At 69.6% G+C, this 18,026-nt stretch carries 16 protein-coding genes; 6 read left to right on the top strand and 10 right to left on the bottom strand.

The window, feature by feature from the left end:
* Positions 1-31 precede the first annotated feature (31 nt).
* A complete protein-coding gene (locus tag YWM_RS0111575) occupies positions 32-1,786 on the bottom strand; it encodes an ABC transporter ATP-binding protein (RefSeq protein ID WP_028850866.1) in 1,755 nt (584 codons plus the stop codon).
* Positions 1,783-3,459: an ABC transporter ATP-binding protein gene (locus YWM_RS0111570; RefSeq protein ID WP_028850865.1), complete on the bottom strand. Its 1,677-nt coding sequence runs from the start codon at positions 3,457-3,459 to the stop codon at positions 1,783-1,785. The genes YWM_RS0111575 and YWM_RS0111570 overlap by 4 nt, the downstream gene beginning before the upstream one ends.
* Before the next feature lie 46 nt (positions 3,460-3,505).
* Between YWM_RS0111570 and YWM_RS0111565 the strand changes: the two genes are divergently transcribed.
* Positions 3,506-5,095, top strand: a complete 1,590-nt coding sequence (locus YWM_RS0111565) for an amidohydrolase (RefSeq protein ID WP_028850864.1) — start codon at positions 3,506-3,508, stop codon at positions 5,093-5,095.
* Positions 5,096-5,306: 211 nt separating this feature from the next.
* Here the strand turns inward: YWM_RS0111565 and YWM_RS0111560 are convergent, their stop codons facing one another.
* Positions 5,307-5,714 (bottom strand): VOC family protein, encoded by a 408-nt coding sequence (locus YWM_RS0111560; RefSeq protein ID WP_028850863.1) that lies wholly within the window; start codon positions 5,712-5,714, stop codon positions 5,307-5,309.
* Between the two features lie 80 nt (positions 5,715-5,794).
* Positions 5,795-6,457, bottom strand: a complete 663-nt coding sequence (locus YWM_RS0111555; RefSeq protein ID WP_028850862.1) for a biliverdin-producing heme oxygenase — start codon at positions 6,455-6,457, stop codon at positions 5,795-5,797.
* 44 nt (positions 6,458-6,501) lie between these two features.
* Between YWM_RS0111555 and YWM_RS0111550 the strand changes: the two genes are divergently transcribed.
* Positions 6,502-8,469 carry an FUSC family protein gene (locus YWM_RS0111550; RefSeq protein WP_156914750.1) on the top strand — a complete coding sequence of 656 codons (1,968 nt, stop codon included), beginning with the start codon at positions 6,502-6,504 and terminating at the stop codon, positions 8,467-8,469.
* 106 nt (positions 8,470-8,575) lie between these two features.
* Complete coding sequence (locus tag YWM_RS0111545; protein WP_028850860.1) at positions 8,576-9,064, top strand: hypothetical protein; 489 nt, start codon at positions 8,576-8,578, stop codon at positions 9,062-9,064.
* Between the two features lie 6 nt (positions 9,065-9,070).
* On the opposite strand, the gene YWM_RS0111540 is transcribed toward YWM_RS0111545, so the two are convergent.
* Both YWM_RS0111540 and YWM_RS0111535 read right to left on the bottom strand, forming a co-directional pair.
* Entirely contained in the window at positions 9,071-10,039 is a 969-nt protein-coding gene (locus YWM_RS0111540; RefSeq protein ID WP_028850859.1) for a glutamate ABC transporter substrate-binding protein, read from the bottom strand.
* Positions 10,036-11,406: a hypothetical protein gene (locus YWM_RS0111535; protein WP_156914749.1), complete on the bottom strand. Its 1,371-nt coding sequence runs from the start codon at positions 11,404-11,406 to the stop codon at positions 10,036-10,038. Before YWM_RS0111535 ends, YWM_RS0111540 begins: the two co-directional genes overlap by 4 nt.
* A 296-nt stretch (positions 11,407-11,702) precedes the next feature.
* Here YWM_RS0111535 and YWM_RS0111530 point away from each other — a divergent pair, with 296 nt between their 5' ends.
* Positions 11,703-13,124: a Gfo/Idh/MocA family protein gene (locus tag YWM_RS0111530; protein ID WP_028850857.1), complete on the top strand. Its 1,422-nt coding sequence runs from the start codon at positions 11,703-11,705 to the stop codon at positions 13,122-13,124.
* 552 nt (positions 13,125-13,676) lie between these two features.
* Here YWM_RS0111530 and YWM_RS0111520 read toward each other — a convergent pair.
* Positions 13,677-14,240, bottom strand: a complete 564-nt coding sequence (locus YWM_RS0111520; protein WP_028850855.1) for a hemerythrin domain-containing protein — start codon at positions 14,238-14,240, stop codon at positions 13,677-13,679.
* A 48-nt stretch (positions 14,241-14,288) separates the two neighbouring features.
* Positions 14,289-14,720, bottom strand: coding sequence for an ATP-binding protein (locus YWM_RS23265; protein ID WP_043660675.1), 432 nt, complete (start codon positions 14,718-14,720; stop codon positions 14,289-14,291).
* Positions 14,721-14,924: 204 nt separating this feature from the next.
* Here YWM_RS23265 and YWM_RS0111510 point away from each other — a divergent pair, with 204 nt between their 5' ends.
* Positions 14,925-15,302 (top strand): STAS domain-containing protein, encoded by a 378-nt coding sequence (locus YWM_RS0111510; protein ID WP_052344802.1) that lies wholly within the window; start codon positions 14,925-14,927, stop codon positions 15,300-15,302.
* Positions 15,303-15,305: 3 nt separating this feature from the next.
* Here the strand turns inward: YWM_RS0111510 and YWM_RS23260 are convergent, their stop codons facing one another.
* Positions 15,306-15,692 (bottom strand): STAS domain-containing protein, encoded by a 387-nt coding sequence (locus YWM_RS23260; protein ID WP_052344801.1) that lies wholly within the window; start codon positions 15,690-15,692, stop codon positions 15,306-15,308.
* A 163-nt stretch (positions 15,693-15,855) separates the two neighbouring features.
* Here YWM_RS23260 and YWM_RS25225 point away from each other — a divergent pair, with 163 nt between their 5' ends.
* On the top strand, positions 15,856-16,599 hold the full coding sequence (locus tag YWM_RS25225) for an ATP-binding protein (protein ID WP_169720984.1): 744 nt from the start codon (positions 15,856-15,858) through the stop codon (positions 16,597-16,599).
* On the opposite strand, the gene paaK is transcribed toward YWM_RS25225, so the two are convergent.
* On the bottom strand, positions 16,594-17,883 hold the full coding sequence (gene paaK / locus YWM_RS0111495) for a phenylacetate--CoA ligase PaaK (protein WP_028850853.1): 1,290 nt from the start codon (positions 17,881-17,883) through the stop codon (positions 16,594-16,596). The two genes, YWM_RS25225 and paaK, sit on opposite strands and share 6 nt — an antisense overlap.
* Positions 17,884-18,026: the final 143 nt, after the last annotated feature.

The following is an 18,026-nucleotide window of genomic DNA, read 5'->3' as shown; positions in this document are numbered from 1 at the left end:
GGTTCTCGGCCGTGGCGGCTCTCCGGTCGTGTCAGCCTTCCCGGCTGCGTGACCACGCCTGCCACAGCTCGGCGTACCGGCCGCCGCGGGAGATCAGCTCCTCGTGCGTGCCGACTTCGACGACGCGCCCGTTGTCCAGCACGACCACCCGGTCGGCCGCCTCCGCCTGAGTCAACCGGTGCGCGACGATCAGCCCGGTCCGGCCGCGCAGCGCCGCATCGGCCGCCTGCTCGAGCGCCCGCGCCCCGGCGCTGCCCGCGTCGGCGGTGGCCTCGTCCAGGATCGCGATCCGCGGGTCGGCCAGCACCAACCGGGCCAGTGCCAGTTGTTGCGCCTGCGCGGTGCTGAGCCGGTGGCCTCCGTTGCCGACCACGGTGTCCAATCCCTCGGGCAGGGCCTGCACCCACTCCCAGGCGCCGACCGTGGTCAGTGCCGCACGCAAGTCGTCGTCAGAGGCGTCCGGCCGTGCCAGGCGAAGATCCTCGGCGAGCGGCCCGGCGAAGACGTGCACCTCTTGGCTCACCAGTGCGACCAGCCCGTTGGCCGTCGGCGATCCGAACTCGGCAAGATCGAGGCTGCCCACCGCCAGCGAGCCACGCGTCGGGCGGTGAATCCCCGCGACGAGCTTGGCCACCGTCGACTTGCCTGCCCCGCTGGCGCCCACCAACGCGATCCGTTCGCCCTCGGCGACCTGCAGATCCACGTCGTGCAGCACCTCGTGGCCGGGCTCGTACTCGTGGTACACACTCGACAACTTCACCGATCCGTCGGCGGCCTGGCCGCGGCGCGACGGCTGAGGCGCCGCCGGGAGATCGGTGACGCCGACGATGCGGTTGAGGCTCGTGCCGGCCGAGAGCGCGTCGTCGACCAGCATGAGCGCGATGTTGATCGGGTTGAACAGGCCGTGGAAGTACAACGCGGCCGCGGTCGCCGTACCGAGGCTCACCGCGTCGATCGACACCAACCAGAAACCCATCGCCAGGATCGCGGCCAGCCCGACGAACTCGGCCAGGTTCAGCCTGCCGAAGAACTGGGTGAGCAGCCGCACGCCGCGCAGCGCGATCCCGACCGTGTCACGCGACGAGTCCTCGACCTTGGCGGTGTGCGTGCGCTGCAGCTGAAACGCCCGGACCGTGCGAGCGCCGCCGACGGTGTCCAGCAACTGGTGCTGCAGAGCGCCGAGTGACGTCCGATGCGCGGTGTAGATCGAGCGGGCCCGGCGCATGTACCAGTGCACGGTGTAGGCCTGGATCGGTGCCGCCACCAGCGCAGCCAGCAGGAACCGCCAATCCAACACGGCCAGGCCCACCATGGTCAGCGCAATGGTCAGCGCGGCGTGCGCCAGCTGCGGCAGCGCATCGCGCACCACCTTGGTCACTAACGTGACGTCGCTGGTGACCCGCGAGGTGAGATCGCCCGACCCGGCTTGCTCGACAGCATCGAGCCGCAGGTGCAAGGCCCGTTCGACGAAGCGTTCGCGAAGGGACGCCACGACGTGTTCACCAAGCCGCCCGGTCAGTGAGATACCGGCTGCGGTCAAGGCGCCATACGCTCCGGCGACGACGACGAGCAACACGATCGGCCAGGTCAGCGCCCCGGCATCCCGCTGCTGCGCGACGACGTCCACGATGCTGCCCAGCAGGGGAGCCGGGAGCAGGCCGCACGCCGCCGCGCCGACGAGAGTCAGCCCGGCGGTGACCGTGAGCCTCCACCGCCGCCGCAGCAGGCCACCGATGACCGCGGCGGTCCGGGCCGGCGTGGCGACGGGAAGCAGCTCGCGCCTCACGAGAACACCACCGCCCGATAGTCCGGATCGCTCGCCAGGTCACTGTGCGAGCCGCAGCCCGCGATGGCGCCGTCGCGTACGAAGACGACCCGGTCGGCCGCCGCCAGCAGCGTGGGGCTGGTCGTGACGACAACCGTGGTCCGGGACTTGCGGAGCTCGGCGATGCCGGACGCGATGGCCGCCTCGGTGACCGGGTCGACCGCCGTCGTCGGATCGTGCAACACCAGCACCGGTGGGTCCGCGGCCAAAGCACGCGCCAAGGCCACGCGCTGCCGCTGACCACCGGACAGCGACGAGCCCCGCTCGGCCAGCACCGTGTGCAGGCCGTCCGGCAGCGTCTCGGCAACCAGGTCAACCGTGGCCGCCTGGATGGCTCGGGACGCCGCGTCGCTCCGGGCGGCGTCCACCACGACGTTGTCCAGGACGCTGACTTCGAACAAGTCGGCATCGTGCTCGGCGACCAGCACCGCCCGCCGCAGCTCGGACAGTGCCAGGCCGTCGATCGGGACGCCGTCCACCATCACCCGGCCCTGCTCCGGATCGGCGTCCCGGCAGACCAGTTCCAGCAGTGCCTTCGCCGCTGCCGGATCATCACAGGCGACGCCCAGCAACTCGCCGGGCTCGACGCGCAGCTCCACTGCGCGCAGCGGACCGTGGCTCACGCCGGCGAAGTGCAGCTCACCGACCGGCTCCGCGGGTAGCCGTGCCGCACCGGGTGTCACCGCAGGGCCGGCTTCGAGCACCTCCGCCACCCGCTCCGCCGAAGCCCGTGCCCTGGCGTGCTCACTGCTGACGTACGTGATCATGTGAAACGGCGTCGGCAGGAACTGGGCGAGGCCGACGGCAGCCACCAGCTCGCCGACGGTGATGCTGCCCGCCAGCGCGAGGTGCGCTCCGATCAGCGCGATCAGCGCCAGGAACACCCCGGTCACGGCCATCACCGCGCCGTTGTGCAAGCCGTGGGCACGCGCCGCCCGGACCGCGGCATTCAGCGATCGTCTGCTCGTGCGGCGGTAGCGCTGCACCGCGGCCCGCTCCGCTCCGATGCCCTTCAGTACGCGCAGGCCCGCCACGAGGTCGGCGGCCACCCCGGACGCCTCGGCCGCTCGTTCCTGCTCGTGGTGGCTGCGCCGCTCGAGCGGGCGACCGGCCAGGTGCGTCAGCCACAGCACCGGCGGCGTGCCCAGCAAGATCAACAGCCCCAGGGGTATCGAGCTGGTCAGCAACACCACCGAGCTGACCGTCAATGCGGTGAGTGCCGCGAAGGCATACGGCACCGCGGCAACCATGTCACCGACCCGCTTCACGTCGCCGGTGGCGATGTTGACCAACGCGCCCGGCAGCCCGTCGGCGCCGCCGTGCGGATCCAGAACCCGACGAGTGAGCTTCAGCCGCAGCTCGTGCGCGGCTTGCTCGCCCGCGCGCTGGGCGTTGCGTTCGGCGAACCGATACGCCAGCGACAGCACCAGGAAGATGACGGCCAGAATCCCCAGCCACGTCAACAGTCGCGGGAGCGAGCCGGAGGAGACGGCGGTGTCGATGACCACCCCGATGATCACCGGGACCAGGGCCTCACAGCCCTGGTGACCGGCGGCGAGCGCGGCGGCGCCTGCGACGAAACGGCGCTGACCATGGATGGCGGACCGCAGGACCGACCGTCCCGTCGCCTCCACCTAGCACCTCCCGCGACGAAAGATTAGGTAAGGCTACTCTAACCACGTGACCTGGAAACTCGATGCTCGCTTGACCAACGCCACGGTCCTGACGATGGATACGCGGCACCCGGTGGCCACCACGGTCGGCATCTGGAACGGCCTCGTCGTCGGCGTTGACGACGCGGTCACGGAGCTGCCCGCTCGCCAGGAGGTCGATCTCGGTGGAGCGACGGTGGTGCCCGGGTTCATCGATGCGCACGTCCACCTGGCGTGGGCAGGCACCGGGATGCGCAGCGTGAGCATCGGCTCGTGCGAGCGGATCGAGGACGTTCTGCGAGTCATCGCCAAGGCCGCCGGCGAGCGCGGCCAGGACGAGTGGCTCGACGTCGTCGGGTACGACCAGCGCCCACTCGGCAGACACCTGACCGTTGACGAACTGGATGCCGCCGGTGGCGGACGCAAGGTGTTCGTGGTGCACGACTCCGGCCACGCCTGCGTGGTCAGCAGTGCCGTGCTGCGGATGCTGCCGGTGGACGTGGAGCACCACCAGGGCGTCCTCGCGGAAAGCGGAATGGCAGCGGTGCGAGAGCTGCGCCAGCCGTACGCGCTCGACGAGTTGGTCGATGCCATCGAGGCGGCGGGCAGGCAGTGCCTGGCCGAGGGGATCACCACGGTCGCCGAAGCGGGCATCGGGGGAGGCCTGATCAGTCACAGCGGGGTCGAACTCGACGCGTATCAGCGTGCCCAGGAGCAGGGCAGGTTGCCGCTGCGGGTGCAGCTGATGATCGCGGCCGACGCCCTGCACGAGGTCGCCGCGCATCCCGCCGACGGCGTGACGAGAGCCCTTGATCTGGGCCTGCGCACCGGTTTCGGGGGCGACCGGCTCAGCATCGGCCCGCTGAAGATCTGGACCGACGGCGGCATGATGCCGCGCACCGCCGCGTTGACCGAGCCGTACGTCGGGCTCGACCACAGCGGCCAGTTCTACCGGGACCCGGACGTGCTCGTTCAGCAGATGGTCGACGGGCACCGAGCGGGTTGGCAGCTCGCGGTGCACGCCATCGGCGACCGAGCCGTCGACCTCGCGTTGGCGGGTCTGGAACGCGCGCAGGCCGAGCACCCTCGCGCGGCAGCGCGCCACCGCATCGAGCATGCCGGGTTGGTGCGCCCGGACCAGCTGCCGCGTTTGGCCGCGCTGGGAGCCGCTGCCGTGGTGCAGCCGAACTTCCTGACCTATCTCGGCGACGACTACGCGGCCGTCATGGGCGAGAGTCGTGCGCCCTGGCTGTATCGCGGGAAGGCGTTCTTGGACGCCGGCGTGCCGCTGGTAGGCAGCTCGGATCGTCCCGTGACGGATGGTGCGCCGCTGCGCGCCATGCAGTTCATGGTGGAGCGGCGCACCGCCGCGGGTCTGACGGTGGGGCCCGACGAGTCGATCACGGTGCTCGACGCGCTACAGGCCTACACCGCCACGGCGGCGTGGGCCTGTCGCGCCGAGGACCGGATCGGCTCCATCTCCCCGGGTAAGCGAGCCGACCTGGTGGTGCTCGACGCCGACCCGCGGGCCGTGGACACCGCGCGGTTGGGTGAGCTCAGGGTGCGCGCCACGCTGCTGGATGGCCGTGTGGCACACGGAGACTCGCTCGGATTGTGAGACCTGCTTGATCGACGCCGCGACAGATGCCGTTTCGTAGGGTGGGCTTCGCGTGCGTGCCACGTACTGGTTGCCGCGTAGCGCACGGGGAGATCGCCTCGGCTTGTGCGAGCTGTTTCCGGCAGGCGGGCGCAGGATGCCGGCCGCGCCGTCACCTGGCTCCGCCGTGCCGTCACCTGGCTCTGCGCCCGATCACCTGACTACGTCGCCGTCAGCCCTCCGGCCCGATATCCACCATCCAGGCGATCCCGAACCGGTCGACCAGCTGGCCGAACTCGTCTCCCCACACCTGCTTCTCCAGTGGCACGTCGACCTTGCCGCCGTCGGCCAGCTTCTCCCAGTACCCGCGCAGTTCGCCGGCATCGTCCCCGCTGAGCGAGATCGTGATCGACGAGCCGCTCCTGTGCTCGACGCCGGGCGGCGTGTCGGACGCCATCAAGGTCATGCCGTTCGCCGTCTTCAGATGTGCGTGCATGACCTGGTCCGCTTTCGGGCCCTCGATGCCGTACTCGCCGAACTTGTTGACGGTCAGCTCGCCGCCGAAGATGTCCCGGTAGAACTCCATCGCCTGTTGGGCGGTGTCCTCGAAGCTGAGGTAGGGGTTGAGCATGATGGCCATGGCCATCCTCCTTGCGTCGATGTGATGTGAACCACGCAAGACTAGAGCGGGGGTCTGACAACGAACAGGGGCGAGCGGCTTCAACCACCCGCGACGCAGTCCAAATCGTCCAGCACGGCGATGTTGTGCTGGAACGCCACCCGTGCCTCGGCGATGATCCGCTCACGCTCGGCCGCGTCCCACTCCGCGGTGTCCAGCAGCTGCCGATAGCGACGTCGGAAAGCCGCCGGGCTGCCCAGCGCACTGAAGTCGTAGAACCGCGCGCCGTCCCCGTCGACGTCGTAGCGGGTGCGCAGCCGCGACCGGACGACCTGGCCACCCGAGACGTCACCCAGGTAGCGCGTGTAGTGGTGGGCCACGAACCCGCCTGGCCACGACTGGGCCACCTCGGTGATCCGGTAGCAGTACTCCACCGTGGTCCGCCGGGGAATCGCCAGCTCACGCCAGCGCGGCCCGAGCAAGAACCGCAGGTCCGTGGTCAGCGCGGGCACCCGCTCCAATCCGTCGATGAGGAACCGGCTCACCACCGGATGGTCGGCCAGCGCCCGGGCTGCTTCCTCCAGTGCGGTGTAAATGTGGAAATGCTGTACTGCCAGCGCCGTATAGGCGGACAATCGCGCTGAGCCATCCAGGATCTTGGTCACGAAAGCCGATTTGTTGGCGCGGTCATGATCTTCGCGTGTGGCCTCCCGCAGCTGCTGCGAGAACGGCGCCTGGTCGATCTTGCGGAGAGCTGCGGTCATAAGCCGAGCGTACGATCTGGAGCAAAGTTAGGCTAGCCTAAATCGTGGACCGGGATGCGGCGGGAGGGCCGGCACCACCGCGGCCGTTGCGGGAGGTGCCCGCACCGCACTGGTTGAGCGAGCTGGTGCGGGTTCGGCCCGCGCCCGTGCCCTGGTGGCTGGCCTTCCGGGCGGCGCTGGCCGTCGCCGTGCCCGCGGCCGTGGGAATTGCCGTCGGCGAGGTCGTGATCGGTATGCAGACCTCGCTCGGCGCGCTGTGCGGCACGTTCGTGGCCCGCCCCGGCCCCTACTTGTTCCGGCTGCGGCGCATCGGCTACTCCTCACTCGCCGGCACCGTCGGCTTGCTCGCGGGTGGCCTGTCAGCCGGTCATGGCTGGTGGACCAGCGTCGTCATGGTGCTGCTGGCCGCGGCGTCCGCGCTGCTGTCCGGGATCAGCGCCACCGGATCGTCCGCCGGGCTGATGCTGATCGTGTTCGGTGTCGTGGGCGCCGGGCAGGGTGAGGTGTGGGATCCGGTGGAGGCGACCGGATGGTTCGCCGTCGGCGCCGGGTGGACATTGACCCTGGCGATCGCGGCCTGGCCGGTGCGGGCGACGTTGCCGGAGCGCGCCACCCTCGCCGCGGTCTACACCAAGCTCGCCGACCTGCTCGAGGTCTCCGGCACCCGTGCGGCCGGCCCGGCCCGTCGGGAACTGACCGGCGCGATGAACGAGGCCTACGACGTCCTGCTGGCCGCGCGATCCCGGCTGGAGGGTCGCGACGCCCACTACCACAAGCTGTTCGTCGCCCTGCTGGAGACCACGCCGGTGGTCGAGGCCGGGGTTGCGCTGCACAACGCGCACGTTCGTCCGTCGCCGGAGATGATCGCGGCGGTACGGGAAGTCGGTGAAGCGATCCGAGCCGATTCCGCCCCGCCGGACCTGGACAGCCGCGGCGGAGGTCCGCTGGCGGCCGCGTTGGGCGTGGTCGCAGGTGTGTTGCGCGACGGCCCGCGTGATCGGGTCGAGCGGCGCCACCCCTCGTTGCGGGAGCGGCTGGCCGAGCACCTCGACGCGCTGATCACCGGTCGTGCGACGTGGCTGTTCGCCGCGCAACTCGCCCTGTGCGTGGGGATCGCCGAGGCGCTGGCCAGACAGCTGAACCTGGACCGGTCGTACTGGGTGACGCTCACGGTGGCGCTGGTCCTCAAGCCCGACTTCGGCTCGGTGTTCGCGCGTGCGGTCCAGCGTGCGGCGGGCACCGCACTCGGCGTGCTGATCGGCGCGCTGGTGATCCTCGTCGATCCGCCCGCATGGGCGCTGATGCTGTTCGTCGCCTGCCTCGCCGGGCTGCTGCCCATCGGCCTGGCCCGCAACTACGGGCTGTTCTCGGCGTTCGTCACACCGCTGGTGATCATGCAGCTGGACATCACCAACGCGGGCGAGTGGGAACTGGTCGGAACCCGGCTGGTCGACACCGCGGTCGGCTGTGGCGTGGTGCTGATCTTCGGCTACCTCATCTGGCCGGGCAGTCGCGCGCCGCGCCTGGCCGGTCAGCTGGCCGAGGCGGTCGAGACCCTGGCCGACTACACCGCCCGCGCATTGGCCGAGCATCCGGCGGGCCGCTCGGCGCTGCGCCGCAAGACCTACCGTGAGCTGTCCGACCTCCGCCTGCAGGCACAGCGGCTGATCTCCGAGCCGTCTCCGGCGGGGCGCGCGGCGACCGCGTGGTGGCCCGCCATCGTCGGCCTGGAACGGCTCACCGACGCCGTCACGCGCGTGGCGGTCGACCTGTCCCAGAGCGGCGCGAGCCCGGTGCGGCAGCAGGATGCGGAGACCGTAACCGGCGCGGTCCGGAAAATCGCGGCAGCCGTGCGTGCCGAGCAAGAGCCCGAGCCGGTCAGCCTGCCTGCGGACCCTCGGCTGGCTGCCGTGCGGACCGACCTGACCGCGCTGTACGACGCCGTGCGCGCCCCGGAGTTCACGCAGGGTTTCCGGTGGTTGGGCGTCAGGCGGAAGCGGCGTTCGGGTTGACGCGGCAGGTTGCTGTCACGGGCACCGGCAGCCGCACGCCCGCATGACCATCGAGGGGGACACGAGGGAGGGTCGATGCCGCACACAGCCGAAAATCATCGCCTTGATGGCGGAGATGATCCGCCGATCTGTCGGTGTCACCCTCGGCGACGCTCACTTGGCCACCGCGCTGGCCGTGCACAAGCAGATGAACCGGAGGAACCCGCGCCGGTCGGACAAGAAGATCGCTCGGCTCAGCGGACTGCTGCCGACCCGTCGCGACCGCTCGCTGGTGTCGGTGATCCCGGTCTTCTACGCCGCGGACATGCTCGGCCTCGACGTGGCCGTGCTGGTCTCCACCGAGGAGGAAGCCCGGGAGGACGTCGAGCTGTACCGCGCGGTGACCACCGAGCTGCCCACCAAGGCCAGCATCCACGCCAATCAGGAAGGGCTCGCGGCGAGCCGCGCCGGCGTCACGACCATCAACGTCGGCCCGCCGGAAGTGCTTCAGCAGCTGCCCGGCCGCGCCGTGATCACCCTTCGGCTGCCGCGGCACCGCACGAGGGAAGTCTGCTCGGTGTCACGCCGCGCGGTGACGTTGCCCGAGCCGGACTAGCCGCGCTCACCGGTACTTCGGCGCCGGTGGCTGCGCCGGACCCAGCACCGGCTCGAGCCACTTGCCGTACAGCTGGTCCCATTCGTCGTTTCGAATGTCGTCCAGCACCGCATTGACGTAGCGGACCATGTCGGTGTTGCCCTTGGGGATGCCGATCGCGTACGGCTCCTTGCTGAACTGCTCGCCGACCACGTGCACGCTCGGGTCCTGCTTGGCCATGCCCGCCAGGATCGAGTCGTCGGTGGAGACCGCCTCCACCTGCCGCTGCTGCAGCAACAACAGGCAGTCCGCCAGGTCGTCCACCGCGATCAGGTCGGGCGGCGGGTCCTCCTTGGCCAGGTTGGTCAGCGACGTCGATTCCGCGGGCGCGCACACCGGCTTGTTGCCCAGATCGGAGACCTTCTTGTAGTCCGAGCCCTTGGCGACCAGGATGCGCTGGCCGGACTCGAAGTAGACGCTGGAGAACTCCACGTCCTTGCGGCGCTCGCAGGTGACCGTCATGGTGTAGGCCACCAGGTCGACCGACCCGTCCTTGAGCGCGTCGATCCGCTGGCTGGCGGGCAGCGCCTTGAACTGCACCTTGCTGCGGTCACCGAGCAGCCGCTCGGCGATCTCCCGCACGATGTCGATGTCGAAGCCTTCCAGCTCACCGGTGGTCGGGTTGCGGAAGCCGAACAGGTAGGTGTTCTGGTCCACGCCCGCGATCAGCCTGCCGCGCTTGCGGATCTCGTCCATCGTGGAGCCGGACGGGACCGAGGTTCCGCTCGGCGCCAGGCTCGCCGTCGGATCGCCGCAGTCGTTGTCCTTGTTCTCCTTCGGCACCTCGGGGTCGAGCTTGACGCCACCCGGCAACGGGCGCTCGGCCGGACGCACCGGAACCATCGACCCAGGTGCGACATCGGCGCCGCACCCGGCCGCCACGGTGGCCGCGACCAGGCACGCGGACAGCACGCTCAGGATTCGGCTTCGCATCATCGGTACTCCCGCAACCGTTGACGCAGTCCATAGGCAACTCCACCGGCCGCGACCACGGTCAGCACCGCCCAGCCGGTGGTGAGCAGGGTGAGCGAACGGGCCGCCGCGACGATGTCGTCCACGAACTGGTCACGGCTGGCTGCCAGCGCCCGTTCCAGGCCGGCGTCCAGCTGGGCGAACGCCGGCGCGGTCGAACCGGTGGCACCTTCGGTGACGGCCCGTTCCACCGCCTCGTCGTAGCGTCCGTTGTTGTCCAGTTCGCGCACTTCGCGGTAACCCTCGAGCCAGCTGCGCGTGGCACCCGCGGTGTTCGCCAACGCGGCCGCCACCTCGCCTTCGGCGCCTTCCCGCGCCGTGGCCAGCGTGCCCGACGAGCCGTCCTTGCCCGCCAGCTCGGTGGTCAGCTTGTCGAACTGCTCCTCGTACTGTGCGCCGTTACCGCGGGCGACCAGGGTGAGCAGCTCGTTCGCCCGTGCCTGCAGCGCGGTGATCCTGGCTTGCGCCAGCGCGGCCACCCGCTCCGGTTCCGCCGACTGCGCGTTGCTTGCGTGCAGCACGAACGCCACCGAACTCCAGATCAACCCGACGACCAGCGCGCCGGTGGCGATCAGCATGCCGACGTTGAGGCGTCGTCCGAAGCTGCGCCACAGGTAGATCTGCGTCGCCACCAGCGCGATCAGCGTGATCAGCAGCAGGCCCGCGGCCAGGTAGGGGAAGCGCATGGCGTCGTCCCGTTCCTGCGCCACCCGCTCGGTCTGGATGTCGTACAGCCGCTCTGCGGCGGGCAGGATCTCGGTCCGCATCAGGTGCGACGCCTCGCGCAGGTACGCGGCGCCGATCGGCAGCCCTTGCAAGTTGTTCGCCCGCGCCGCCTCCACCAGGCCCGCGTAGACCGGCACCTGGCGGCCGATCACCTCGATCTCGCGCGCCACCCGCGGGTCCCCGGCCCGGTCCACCGCGGCGAGGCCGATCGTCGGCCCGGCGACCGCGATGTCGTCCTCGTAGCGTTTGCGCAGTTCGATCGAGGCGTTCTGGGCGGCGAGGAACGTGCTCGCTGCCGTGGCGTCCGCCTCGGACAAGGCGCGATACAGGCGCTGCACGTCGGCCGCCGTCGGCTCGTGCTGCTCGGCGAGCTCCCAGGTGGCGTCTGACTTGGTGTTGGCCGTGGTCACCGTGACGAAGCCGAGCACGGCCATCAGGCCGAGCAAACCCGCCATGATGAGAGCCAGCCTGCCCGGCGTCCACCCCCATGCTCTGGTGAGTGCGTTGCGACGTCGCACCCGCGGTGGGCGCGACGGTGACACCGGGCTCGCCGGAACCGTCGGAGAGGACACGTCCTCCACCGCCCGCTGCACCGTGATGGCCATCCTTTCCCTGCTATCCGAAGGCCCTTCGAACCCGCTCAATATGTCGCACTGCGCGGCTGAGCGGAAGAGGCACACGCGGATCTGTCATGCAACGGTCGAGCTGCGTCAACGACCGATTACCGCGTGCAACCACCGACTGCGGTGCGTCGATCAAACGATCAATCCTGTTGATCATTTCTGCGTGTTTGCGCACCTTTTCGCGCAAGTATTGACATTCGTCACATCGTCGCTGGACAGTCTGTTCCGGTTGATCGACCTACGTGCCCCTGCTGGCGAACGCAAGGAGTGGTCACACCATGCCTGACCTGCCACCGACAACCCGAAGGTCCGTCCTGGGTGGCGCCCTCGCCGGCGGCCTGCTGGCGGCGACCTCGTCGACCACCGCGGCCGCGACGGAGCGCGACGACGTGGTCCCGGCGCGCAAGCCCGGTCAGAAGTCGATGATCGGCGTGCCGTTCGAGGAGCACGATGTGGTCCGCATCGGCCTGATCGGGCTCGGCAACCGCGGGATGGGGATGTTACCCGGCTGGGCAGCGGTGCCCGGCGCCCAGATCACCGCGGTGTGCGACATCCGGGCCGACCGCGCAAAGAAGGCCGCCGACCAGCTGGTCGAGCTGGGCAAGGACCGGCCCGCCGAATACGGCGGGTCCGCGGACTCGTACCGGAAGCTGGTCTCGAGCAGCGACGTGGACTTCGTCTACGTCGCCACCCCGTGGGAGTTCCACTACGAGCACGGCCGGGCGGCGTTGCTCGCCGGCAAGCATGTCGGGGTCGAGCTGCCGATCGCGACCGAGTTGCACCAGTTGTGGAGCCTGGTGGACACCAGCGAGCGGATGCGCAAGCACCTGTTTTTGATGGAGAACTGCAGCTACAGCCGCAACGAGCTGGCCATGCTGCGCATGGCCCACGAAGGCCTGTTCGGCGACATCACCAACGGTCACGGCGGCTACCTGCACGACCTGCGCGAATTGCTGTTCTCGCCGACGTACTACACCGACGCGTGGCGGCGGAAGTGGCACATGCGCAGCATCGCCAGCCTGTATCCGATGCACGGACTGGCCCCGATCGCGGCCTGCATGGACATCAACCGTGGCGACCGGTTCGTCACGCTGCGCGCCACGTCCACCGAACCGAAGGGGCTCTACGACTACCGCGAGCGGTTCATCCCGAAGGACGACCCGATCTGGGACGAGACCTACATCAACGGTGACCTGGTCACGTGCTTGCTGGAGACGGAGAAGGGTCGCATCGTGCGGGCCGAGCACGACGTGAGCTCGCCACGCCCGTACAGCCGGATCAACTCGCTGGCGGGCAGCCGCGGCCTGGTGGAGGACTACGTCGGTGACGGTGAGTCCGGTGCTCGTGCCTACTTCGAGCCGGACCACAGCGGCCACACGTGGCGCAGCTTCGACAGCTACCGCGACAAGTTCGACCACTGGTTGTGGAAGAAGGTCGGCGACAACCCGGACAACCCCGGTGGTCACGGCGGCATGGACTACGTGCTGCAGTGGCGCATCGTGCAGCAGATGCGGGCGGGGCTGGTGCCCGACATCGACGTGTACGACTCGGCGGTGTGGTGCTCGGCCGTGCCGTTGAGCGCGATGTCGCTGGAGCGGGGCGGACGCCCGGTCAAGGTGCCGGACTTCACCCGCGGGCACTGGGCCAAGTCGCGGCCCGGCTTGGACTCGCCGGAGTCCGACATGCCGCCGGTGCGCTAGCCGACGACAAACGGCCCCGGCGCCTGGTGGATGCTGCTTCAGGCGTCGGGGCCGCCGGCCGTCCGCGGCGTCACCGCCGCGGCGGACCGGCAGGAGGGTCCGGTCGGGGATGCGTCGGGTCCGGGTGAGGCCAGGGCTCGGGGCGTTCCGGGAACGGCCCGGGGTGCGGCGGTGTCGGCAGCGGCCCGGGATGCGGTGGCTTCGGGAACGGCTCGGGATTCGGCGGTTCGCGGCCGGGACCAGGGTGGGTCGGATCCGGGTGCGGCCCTGGGTGGTGCGGCCCGGGATCCGGCGGCTCCGGGTGAGGATCCGGCCGCGGCGGCTCGGGGTGCGGATCCGGCTCGGGCAGGGGCCGCTGCGGATCGGGAATGGGCTGTCCGGGCTGTGGGTCGGGACGCGGCGGTACCGGGTCCGGCACCGGCAGCGGTGGTACTGGGTCCGGCCGCGGTGGTACTGGGTCCGGCTCGGGCAGTGGCGGGTCCAGGTCCGGGTTCGGCCGTGGCGGGTCCGGGTCGCGCGGCACCGGGTTCGGCGGCGTCGGGTCATGCATGACTAGCTCGGACGGTTACCCAGCACGTCCCGGACGCGGTCGATGAGGCCGAGCCCGGGGCCGACGACCAGGTTGGCCGGGGGAGTGTCCGGGGCCGACGGATGGGGCCGCGTCGGCGCCATCTTCTTCGCCAGCGCCATGGACTTGCCGAGTGTGACCAGTTCGTCGCGGTCGCACGCCTCGCGCAGCGCGGGCAGCAGCTTGCCCTCTTCTTCCTCGAAGTGATGCCGCAGGTCGTCGATCAGCTCGCCGACCAGCCGGTCGAACGCCGGATCGGTCGGCTCGACCGCTTCCAGATCCTTCATCAGCTGCTCGGCTTCGGAATGCTCCTCCAGCTCGTGCTCGACCATGTCCTTGCCGTCGGCGGCCTTGTCGATCGCGGTCGGGTAGACCAGCTGCTCCTCGGCGACGGCGTGCCGGATCAGGCCGGCGATCAGGTGGTCGAGCAGTCTGCGCCGGTACTCCGGAGGCTGCACGCCTTCTTGCAACTCGACGAACATGCGCTCGAAATCGCGGTGATCGGCGATGATCAGGTCGACCAGATCGGGGTCCTCGGTGGCGGTCATGCTCGGCCTTTCGTCGGTGACGTGACCGGCGAATACCCCGTCAGGCGATCACCGAATCTCTTCGCGGCGGTCGGCGTGCGCGACCGGTTTGGCCTTGGCGACCTCGATGTGCACCTGCCCGGAGTCCGACCAGCTGCGCGCCCGGTCGGTCAACGTGGTCAGCACCCGCCAGCCGAACGTGCCGGTGCTCGGCGCCTGCTGGGTGGAGTCGACCGATGCGCGGAAGACGATCTCCTCGTCGCCCACGGTGAACCGGCAGATCAGGATCGAGTTCGGCTCGGCGAGCACGATCAGAGACGAGCACGCTTCGTCGACGGCCAGCTCCAGGTCCGAGATCGCATCGAGGTCGAGGTCGGCGCGCATGGCGATGTTCACCGCCACCGCCCGCACCACCGGCAGGTGCACCGCCTTGGCGCCCAAACGGATTTCCACGTCGTCTCGGGCGGCGATCGCCGGGGGGCGATGGTCTGCTCCGTCCACCAAGTTCCTCTCCCTCTCACATGCTCATCGCGTGGATGAGCCGGACGTGCTCTCGATGTACCCCGTCAGCGCCCTGATCAACCAGGTGGGGCCATCACCCTCCGTCCGATCAGCTGATTGCCTTGCTGCACATCGCGTCCGTAGGCTGTCGCTACCACCTGGTGAAATGGTCGTGTCGTGGCGCAATGTCCGGAAGGGGGCGCGATGTCGGTCTCTTCGTCCACCCCGGGCTCGGCTTTCTCCGCGGGCGATGTCACCGTGCGCGTCGACTGGCGCGATTCCACCGCTGTGCTGCGGGTGACCGGCGAGATCGACATGACCACCGCGGCCCGGTTCACCGAAGGTCTGCACAGCGCGTTGAGCAAAGCGCCGCGCGTGCTGGTGGTCGACCTCTCCGGCGTGCGCTTCTTCGCCTCGGCAGGGGTGTCCTCGCTGGTCACGGCGCGGGAATCGGCCGGAGACCGCACGAGATTCGCCGTGGTGGTCAAAGGCAATGCCGTGCTCCGTTCGCTCAAGCTCAGCGGCGCCGACCTCGACCTGGCCCGCTACGGCTCGGTGGACGAGGCGCTGGCCGACGCCTAGCGGTCAGTCGAGCAAGGCGAGTGCTTCGGACACCGTCGGGCGGATCGTGAAGCTGTCGCTGATGCCGGTGACCTCGAACGGCCGCAGGGTGGCGTGGTTGCTGGCCACCAGCAGCAGTCGTATGTCGGTGGACTTCGCCGACTCGGCCGCCTTGAGCAGGGCGGACAGCGCCGCCGACCCGAGGAAGCGCACGCCGGACAAATCCAGCACGACGGCTTGGTTCGGTGGCTTGAGGGCCTCGTCGAGCCGTTCGGTGAGCGCGTCCGTACTGAGCATGTCGAGCTCGCCGGACACGGTGAGGACCACCACGCCGTCGCGGCCTGAGTCCGTTGGGGTGATGGACACCAGCCGCGCCACATCGGCGTCGGCGTTCGGCTCCGGTTTGGTCATGCCACCTCCTGTTGCCGGAACCGACCCTAGCCGTGTTTCGTGGCAATCCTCAAGACGAACCTGTCTCGCGGGGCTCGGCGAGGCGTTTGAAACCTTCTCCGGCTGGGAAACGTCTCAACGACCTCTACAATCGTGTCGCCGACACCGTCTGGAGCCCCCGCCCATGGTCTCAACGCAGCGCGACCCATTGGATGTACGGGTCGATGCGGATCCCCGGCGGTTGGGCGAACTGCGGGGGCGGCTGACCGATTGGCTGGTCGAAGCGCAGATCCCCGGCGAACTGGCCGATCGGCTGGTGCTGGCCGCGAACGAAGCCGCGACCAACGCGATCGTGCACGCCTACCGGGACAGCGAGTCCGGCCCGGTGCACCTGCGTGCGGAAACCGACGGCCGGTCGGTCGTGGTGACCGTCTCCGACGAGGGCACGTGGAAGCCGGCGCACCCTGGCGAGGGTCCGGGCGGCCGCGGCGTGCTCATCATGCAGGAATCCATGGACGACGTGCGGATCGAGCGTGGTGCGCACGGGACGACCGTGACGCTGCGTGCCTCCGCTCAGCGCGTGCCGGACATCGCGGACACCGTCGAGCCGGAGGGTGATCGGCACCGCCTGGACGTACGCACCGTGGGAAACACCACAGTGGCGCGGCTGCGCGGCTCCGTGCGCCCGATGGCGGCCACTCATCTGCGCAGGCAGCTGCTCGCCGCGACCTGCGGTGGTGTCGTCCCGTTGGTGCTGGACCTGGCCGAGGTGGACACGATCGACGGTGGGGTCGCCGAGGCGCTGGAGGCGGTCGCGCACGCTGCGGACGGCGCCGGTGAGCGGGTCGTCGTCGTGGTGCCCACCGAAGCCGTCGCGCAGCGGCTGACCGGCCTCAACGAGGCCGTGCAGATCGTGCGGGCGTCATAGTTCGCGCTGGTCGACCACCCTGCGTGCCTTACCGATCGACCGCTCCAGCGTGTCCGGATCGATGACCTCGGCGTGCACGGTGATGCCGACCGATTCCTTGATCCGCGTGCGGAGCTGCTCGGCTGCGGCCGAACGCCGGTCGGTGGGCACGTCGGGTCGGCTTTCCACTCGCACGGTCAGCTCGTCCCGGTGCCCTTCGCGGGTCAGTACCAGCTGGAACTGCGGAGCCAGCTCGGCGATGCCGAGGATGACTTCCTCGATCTGGGTCGGGAACACGTTCACCCCGCGCACGATCATCATGTCGTCGCTGCGGCCGGTGACCTTCTCCATCCGTCGCATGGCGGGGCGCGCGGTCCCTGGCTGCAGTCGCGTCAGGTCGCGCGTGCGGTAGCGGATGATCGGCATGGCTTCCTTGGTCAGCGAGGTGAAGACCAGTTCGCCGTGCTCGCCGTCCGGCAGGACCTCGTCGGTGATCGGGTCGACGATCTCCGGGTAGAAGTGGTCCTCCCAGATGTGCAGGCCGTCCTTGGTCTCGACGCATTCCTGGGAGACGCCGGGGCCGATGACCTCGGACAACCCGTAGATGTCCACCGCGTCCATGCCGGTGTGGCTCTCGATCTCGGCGCGCATGCGCTCGGTCCACGGCTCGGCGCCGAAGATGCCCACCCGCAGTGAGGTGCTCTTCGGGTCGACGCCCTGGCGCTCGAACTCCTCGAGCAGCGTGAGCATGTACGACGGCGTCACCATGATCACCTGGGGCTTGAGGTCGGTGATCAGCTGCACCTGCCTGGCCGACATGCCACCGGAGGCGGGGATGACGGTGCAGCCGAGCCGCTCGGCGCCGTAGTGCGCGCCCAGCCCGCCGGTGAACAGGCCGTAGCCGTAGGCGACATGAACCTTGTCGCCGGGACGCCCGCCGGCTGCCCGGATCGAGCGGGCGACCACCTCGGCCCACGTGTCGATGTCGCGTTTGGTGTACCCGACGACCGTCGGCTTGCCCGTCGTCCCGCTCGAGGCGTGCACGCGGGCGAGCTGGTCCTGGGGCACGGCGAACATGCCGAACGGGTAGTTGTCCCGCAGGTCCTGCTTGGTGGTGAACGGGAAGTGCCGCAGATCCTCCAGCGAGCGACAGTCCTTGGGGTGGACGCCCGCCGCGTCGAACGACTTCCGGTAGAACGGCACGTTGTCGTAGGCGTGTTGGAGCGTCCACTGCAGGCGGCGCAGTTGCAGCGCGCGCAGCTCGTCGAGGCTGAGGCGTTCCGCTTCGTCGGCCAGGTTGCTCATGGTCCGCTAGTTTGCTCCGGCCGGGCCTTTCGCGGCTAGTGTCGGTTCCGGACCCGAATGTCCGCTGTTTCCATAGTGTGGAACTAGTTATCAGATAGTGGGCTGCTGGCTAGCCTGGTCGAGATCGCAATCCCTCAGCGTAT

The sequence above is a fragment of the Thermocrispum municipale DSM 44069 genome (assembly GCF_000427825.1).
Lineage (GTDB): Bacteria > Actinomycetota > Actinomycetes > Mycobacteriales > Pseudonocardiaceae > Thermocrispum > Thermocrispum municipale.
This window is presented reverse-complemented; position numbering and strand designations above follow the sequence as displayed.

What these genes read in the sequence shown, in the direction of transcription:
- YWM_RS0111560 (WP_028850863.1), bottom strand. Translation starts at nt 5,714, where the DNA reads ATGGCCATCATGCTCAACCCCTACCTCAGCTTCGAGGACACCGCCCAA.
- YWM_RS0111555 (WP_028850862.1), bottom strand. Translation starts at nt 6,457, where the DNA reads ATGACCGCAGCTCTCCGCAAGATCGACCAGGCGCCGTTCTCGCAGCAG.
- YWM_RS0111545 (WP_028850860.1), top strand. Translation starts at nt 8,576, where the DNA reads ATGGCGGAGATGATCCGCCGATCTGTCGGTGTCACCCTCGGCGACGCT.
- YWM_RS0111540 (WP_028850859.1), bottom strand. Translation starts at nt 10,039, where the DNA reads ATGATGCGAAGCCGAATCCTGAGCGTGCTGTCCGCGTGCCTGGTCGCG.
- YWM_RS0111535 (WP_156914749.1), bottom strand. Translation starts at nt 11,406, where the DNA reads ATGGCCATCACGGTGCAGCGGGCGGTGGAGGACGTGTCCTCTCCGACG.
- YWM_RS0111530 (WP_028850857.1), top strand. Translation starts at nt 11,703, where the DNA reads ATGCCTGACCTGCCACCGACAACCCGAAGGTCCGTCCTGGGTGGCGCC.
- YWM_RS0111520 (WP_028850855.1), bottom strand. Translation starts at nt 14,240, where the DNA reads ATGACCGCCACCGAGGACCCCGATCTGGTCGACCTGATCATCGCCGAT.
- YWM_RS0111510 (WP_052344802.1), top strand. Translation starts at nt 14,925, where the DNA reads ATGTCGGTCTCTTCGTCCACCCCGGGCTCGGCTTTCTCCGCGGGCGAT.
- YWM_RS23260 (WP_052344801.1), bottom strand. Translation starts at nt 15,692, where the DNA reads ATGACCAAACCGGAGCCGAACGCCGACGCCGATGTGGCGCGGCTGGTG.
- YWM_RS25225 (WP_169720984.1), top strand. Translation starts at nt 15,856, where the DNA reads ATGGTCTCAACGCAGCGCGACCCATTGGATGTACGGGTCGATGCGGAT.
- paaK (WP_028850853.1), bottom strand. Translation starts at nt 17,883, where the DNA reads ATGAGCAACCTGGCCGACGAAGCGGAACGCCTCAGCCTCGACGAGCTG.